Raw genomic sequence first — 5,747 nt, 5'->3', positions numbered from 1 at the left:
CTACGGACGATTCATCGAGCTGATGCCTTGGAGCTTTGTGGCTTTAGTACATGTCCTGAAGCGCCGCTGTTTTGGGGCAATGACCGGCATCAGCTTCATGGACTCCACCTCTAATTGCCGTCTGTCATGTGAAGCGTGCGAAAGCCCACAAGACCTTCCGTGGATTGGCGGGTTGGGGCAAATCATCGGTGGGGTGGTATTTCGGCTTCAAGCTCCACCTGATCATGAATGAGCGAGGCGAACTGCTGGCGGCAACCCTAACGCCGGGCAATACCGACGACCGTAAGCCGGTGCCTGAGATGACTCAAGGCTTGGTTGGCAAACTGTTTGGCGATCGGGGATACATCTCGCAGGCGCTGTTTGAGACCCTCTTTGAGCGCGGGTTGGAACTGATAACCAAACGCCGCAAGAACATGAAGAATTCCCTGATGCCGCTGCTGGACAAGGTGCTGCTACGCAAGCGTCTCATTATTGAGACGATCCATGACCAGCTCAAGCACTTGTGTCAGATTGAGCATTCGCGGCACCGCAGCCCCAGCAATTCTCAGTATGGCGGCTCAACTGGTATTGGGCGGGATGTTTAGCTCTAGACCTTCCAGCATGAAAGTGAGCAGATGATCCCAACTGTCGAAATACATGTACCGGGTTAACGCCCGCAAATCATCAAAAAAGGTCTTGCGGGTGGGCAAGTGCGACCGCAGCAGCTTGAATTTTAAGTCCAGCAACTCAAGCAACCGGCGATCTCAATGGTTCTTGCGTAAGTCCTGATCGTGCGATTGCGACCCGCTACGACAAGCTTGCAGAAACCTTTCTCCGTGCTATTTACATGGCAGTTGTTGTGGTCTAGTTTAATTGATGACACGCCCTAAACCGTATAGAAAGATTGCGACAACCTGTTGAAGGATGTCAATTTATAAATCATAGTAATAAATTTTATCCGTACTAAAGTTACGATACTTATAGTATCTGATACGTTTGAGTGTAAACATAGGCATTCCACTACCTGGACTACGCTACAACGATAGTTGATCCATCAAAACGTTAAGGGGGAGAGAGGATGTCAAATATTGAGGACAATTATGAAGCAGCTCGGTTAGCCGCGTTAACTCGATATGATCTCCTGGATACAGCCCCAGAAACTGCTTTTGATGATTTAGTTAAACTCGCCACCCAGATCAGTCGAACCCCGATCGCCCTGATGAGTCTGATTGATGACCACCGCCAGTGGTTCAAGGCAAAGATTGGACTAACAGCAACAGAAACTCCCCGCGAGTGGGCTTTTTGTGCCCACGCAATTTTACAGTCGCAGCCTCTCATCATCGAAAATGCCCTGCTTGACAAGCGCTTCGTGCAGAATCCGCTCGTCGTCGGGGAGCCCCACATTCGTTTCTACGCTGGCTTTCCCCTCATTACTGCCGATGGTTACCCGTTGGGGACGCTGTGCGTCATCGATCGACAACCACGCCAACTAGACTTAGAGCAACTTGAAGCGTTGCGCATCCTAAGCCATCAGGTCGTGGTACAACTGGAGCTACGATACGGGCACCAGGTGCTTAAGCAAACCCTAAAAGACCGCATAGATATTGAGTTTACATTAGATCAGTCTTCCATTGTGGCGATCGCAGATGCCCAAGGGTTAATTACCTATGCCAATGATAAGTTCTGCGAAATCTCTCACTATTCAGCGGTAGAACTGATTGGCAATAAGCATCTTTTGCTGGAGGAAAACGAACATTCTCCCACTGCTTTAAAGGCCATCTGGCAAACCCTTCATGGTGGACAGGTATGGCGAGGAGAAATTCAAAAACGCGCTCGGGACGGTAGCTTGTATTGGACTAATACTACTATTGTCCCCTTTCTTGACGGTGATAATACACCCTATCAATACGTCGCAATCTGTCACGATATTACGGCTCAAAAGCAGCTAGAGGCGAAACTGCGGCGACAATCCGCTCAGGAATGCCTGGTTAGACAAATGGCTGAGCGCATTCATGTTCAAGGTTCGCTAGATCTGACCGCGATTTTGCAGACCACCGTCGCTGAAGTGCGTCATCTATTAAACGCTGACCGAGTCCTGATATATCAACTTAACGCTGACCATAGTGGCTGTGTCGTAGTGGAATCGGTAGATGCTCAGTGGCACAAAATTGCGGGTACCCAGATTTACGACGTCCATTTTGCCCGACATTACCTACAGCTCTATGTACAGGGGCGGGTGCAGGCGATCGCAGATATTGAGACAGCCGATTTGACCCCCTGCCATCGTGACTTGCTAGCCAGTTTTCAAGTGCGGGCCAATCTAGTCGTGCCCATTGTCGATGCAGTTCAGCTCTGGGGCTTGCTGGTGGTGCAACAATGTTCCGGTGCGAGGGCATGGCAAGCCGATGAGATTGATTTGCTCAAGCAAATCACCACCCAAGCGGCGATCGCGATTCATCAGTCAGAGCTGTATCAGCAGTCTCAAGCTGAACTGGAGAAACGCCAACAGGCTGAGACTGTGTTGCGACAGCAATTTGAGCGGGAGCGTTTAATTACGGCGGTAGCGCACCGCATTCGTGAGTCGTTAGACCTCAATCAGATTTTGAACACGACAGTGGCTGAGGTCAGGCAACTGTTGCAGGCTGATCGGGTCCTGACCTATCGCGTCAATCCTGACGGTACCGGTTCAGTGACGAATGAAGCTGTTGGTTCGGGATGTTTTCCGTTAATGGATCAACCGCTACCAGAGGAGATTTTTCCGGTTGAAAGTCACCGCCTTTACCAACAGGGCCGGGTCCGCGCCATTGCTGATATTCGGCAAGACGGTATCTCAGCCTGTTTGGCAGAAACCCTCCATCAACTTGGCGTGAAGTCTAAGCTAGTGGTTCCAATTCTCCACAATCAAGAGCTTTGGGGGTTGTTAATTGCTCACCAGTGCCATCGCTATCGTGAATGGCAAACTTGGGAACTGGACTTTCTCAAAGAACTTTCGACCCATGTCGGCATTGCGATCGCTCAAGCAACCCTGTTAAAACAAGCGTCTCAGCAAGCCCAGGCGGAAGCCACCATCAATTGCCTCACCCGCATGTTGCATACGCCTGGAGATGCCATCCGAGTGATGCAGCAAGTGATTGATGCTACCGTTACCGCAGTGGGTTGCATTGGTGGACAGCTCTATATCTCTGCCGATACCGAAGAGCAGAGTGATCAGCTTTACCGTTCAGGCGTGCAACCCGCCTTAACCCTGGAGGTTGAACGATACCTTTGGCGTCGTTTGATCCAGAGCACGGAGGGTGGAAAGCATCCGATAACTAGTGGAGAAGCTCCAACCTACCATCTCTACACCCTGCAGGACTTTAGGCAAGATCCACACCTACGGACGTTAGGAGCGGCTTTCGAAGCGGTCGCCATTCATTCTGTCCTGATTGTGCCCCTGCAATATCAGCAGCAAGCCATTGGGTGGTTCAGTCTATTTCGTCGCGAACTGGGTGTAAATCTGTTTGCAACCGGTGGGTTGCCAAACCGCCAACAGACTATTGCCGATGCCAATCCATCCTCTCAAGACTTAGCGAATACGCCGTTTGACTTAGGTTGGAACGCAGAAGACATCAAACTGTCGCAAACCCTTGCTACCCATCTATACATCACCGTGATGCAGCGGCGGATTGAGGCAACCATTCGCCATCAAGCTTGTCATGACCGGCTCACTGGATTACCCAACCGACTGCTGTTTGAAGAAAAATTGGTCGAGGCTTTAGAACAACTCAAAACCATCCCTAACAGGCTAGACAGTAGGATGCTAGCGGTCTGTTTTGTGGATCTCGACCATTTCAAAGCCATTAATGACACGCTGGGCCATGCCGTGGGGGATCAGCTATTGCAGCAAGTAGCACGGCGAATTTCGGGCTGTTTAAAGGAGGGCGATATTGTGGCGCGTTGGGGTGGGGATGAATTTACCCTGCTGCTCCAAAATATTAAGTCCACTAAAGATATTACGAAAGTGGCTCAACGGGTTCTTAATAACCTGTGTGAGCCGTTTGTGTTCAATCACCAAGCCTTTCGAGTTACGACGAGCATTGGCATTGCTCTCGCCCCCAGCCACGGTCAAGATGCTGAGACTCTGCTGAAAAATGCGGACGCAGCCATGTATGACGCCAAGCATCAGGGGCGCAATAACTACAAACTCTACTCCTCTGTCACGGTAGGGAAGACTCTAGATCAACTGATTTTGACCCATGATCTTCATAAGGCTGTGGAGCAAACTGAGTTTGTGCTGCACTATCAGCCCCAGTTGGACTTGCAAACAGGCCGAGTGACTGCCGCTGAGGCTTTAATTCGTTGGCAGCATCCTCACAAAGGAATGCTGATGCCGGGAGAGTTTATCGAAACAGCCGAAGTGACGGGGCAAATAAGCGCGATCGATGAGTGGGTCATTCGTGCCGCCTGTGCTCAGATTCGCTCATGGCAAGATCTCGGGAACCCACTGCTGCGTATCGCTGTTAATCTTTCTGCTCAAACGATTCAGCAAAAAAACTTGCCCAAAAAGATTGCTCAAATCTTGCTAGATTATCGGCTTGATCCCAGCCAGCTAGAGATAGAAATTACCGAAAGAGTAGTAATGCAGAATATCCCTGCCGCGATCTCTACCTTGCAAGAACTGAAAGATATGGGGATTTATATCTCAATGGATGACTTTGGCACAGGGCACTCTTCCCTGGCTGCCTTGAAACAATTTCCGATCCATTCCCTCAAAATTGCCCGCGAGTTTATTCAAGATCTGTCCCTTGAAGCGAGGGAAATTGCTGTTGTGAAAGCGGTGATCGCTCTGGGCCACGGCCTAAATCTGGAAACGGTTGCTGAAGGGGTCGAAAAAGTAGAACAGTTGGAGATATTGCGAACCCTAGGCTGTAGTAGTGTTCAAGGTTACTTACTGAGTAAACCGCTCCCGGCCAAGCAATTTCAGCAATTTATTCAGACTCACAATACCCAGAGGAGTTGTGTAAGACAGTTATAAGAATTTAGTGAGCAATCGCAATCGTTAAAGAAACAGTCAGTCGTACCCAAAAAGACCTAAAGGCACTGCGTCAATTGGTTTCATTAAACGTGAGTTCGACAGTTAGAAAGCAGCTTGGGAGAGGGCTTTCAGCTCATCATCTGGGATACCCAACGAGGGCTTGTTCGGGTGGTAGGCATAGGCAATTAATCCCGAGACCAGGTTCACCAGAAAATTGAAGGGGCTGCGGTGCCGCGAATGCTCGATCTGACATAAGTGTTTGAGCTGCTCATTGACTGTTTCAATGATGAGACGCTTGCGCAGCAGCACCTTGTCCAGCAGCGGCATCAGGGAATTTTTCATGTTCTTTCGGCGTTTGGTAATCAGTTCCAAACCACGGTCAAAGAGGGTTTCAAACAGCGCCTGCGAGATGTAGCCCCGATCGCCAAACAGTTTGCCAACCAAGCCTTGGGTCATCTCAGGCACCGGCTTACGGTCATCGGTATTGCCCGGCGTTAGGGTCGCCGCCAGCAGTTCGCCTCGCTCATTAATGATCAGGTGGAGCTTGAAACCGAAGTACCATCCCACCGATGATTTGCCCCACCCCGCTAGGTGTTTGAACGTCTTGTGGGCCTTTGCCCGCTTGACATGACAGACGGCAATCGAGGTGGAGTCTAGGAAGCTGATGCCGGTCATTGCCCCAAAACAGCGGCGCTTCAGGACATGTACTAAAGCCACAAAGCTCCAAGGCATCAGCTCGATGAATCGTCCGTAG

3 protein-coding genes and 1 pseudogene are annotated in these 5,747 nt (G+C 50.3%); 2 read left to right on the top strand and 2 right to left on the bottom strand.

The features are described from left to right. Positions 1–128 precede the first annotated feature (128 nt). Positions 129–584 carry an IS982 family transposase gene (locus JUJ53_RS00580; protein ID WP_343327864.1) on the top strand — a complete coding sequence of 152 codons (456 nt, stop codon included), beginning with the start codon at positions 129–131 and terminating at the stop codon, positions 582–584. On the opposite strand, the pseudogene JUJ53_RS00575 reads toward JUJ53_RS00580, so the two are convergent. Next, positions 558–734, bottom strand: a pseudogene (locus JUJ53_RS00575) (ISNCY family transposase); the annotation flags it as partial. The gene JUJ53_RS00580 and the pseudogene JUJ53_RS00575 overlap by 27 nt on opposite strands. Before the next feature lie 323 nt (positions 735–1,057). On the opposite strand from JUJ53_RS00575, the gene JUJ53_RS00570 reads away from it, so the two are divergent. Then, positions 1,058–4,993 (top strand): EAL domain-containing protein, encoded by a 3,936-nt coding sequence (locus JUJ53_RS00570; RefSeq protein ID WP_204150052.1) that lies wholly within the window; start codon positions 1,058–1,060, stop codon positions 4,991–4,993. Between the two features lie 102 nt (positions 4,994–5,095). Here the strand turns inward: JUJ53_RS00570 and JUJ53_RS00565 are convergent. Then, on the bottom strand, positions 5,096–5,747 hold a 652-nt coding region (locus tag JUJ53_RS00565), incomplete at its 5' end, for an IS982 family transposase (protein ID WP_204150051.1).

Source organism: Leptolyngbya sp. CCY15150 (assembly GCF_016888135.1).
Lineage (GTDB): Bacteria > Cyanobacteriota > Cyanobacteriia > RECH01 > RECH01 > RECH01.
This window is presented reverse-complemented; position numbering and strand designations above follow the sequence as displayed.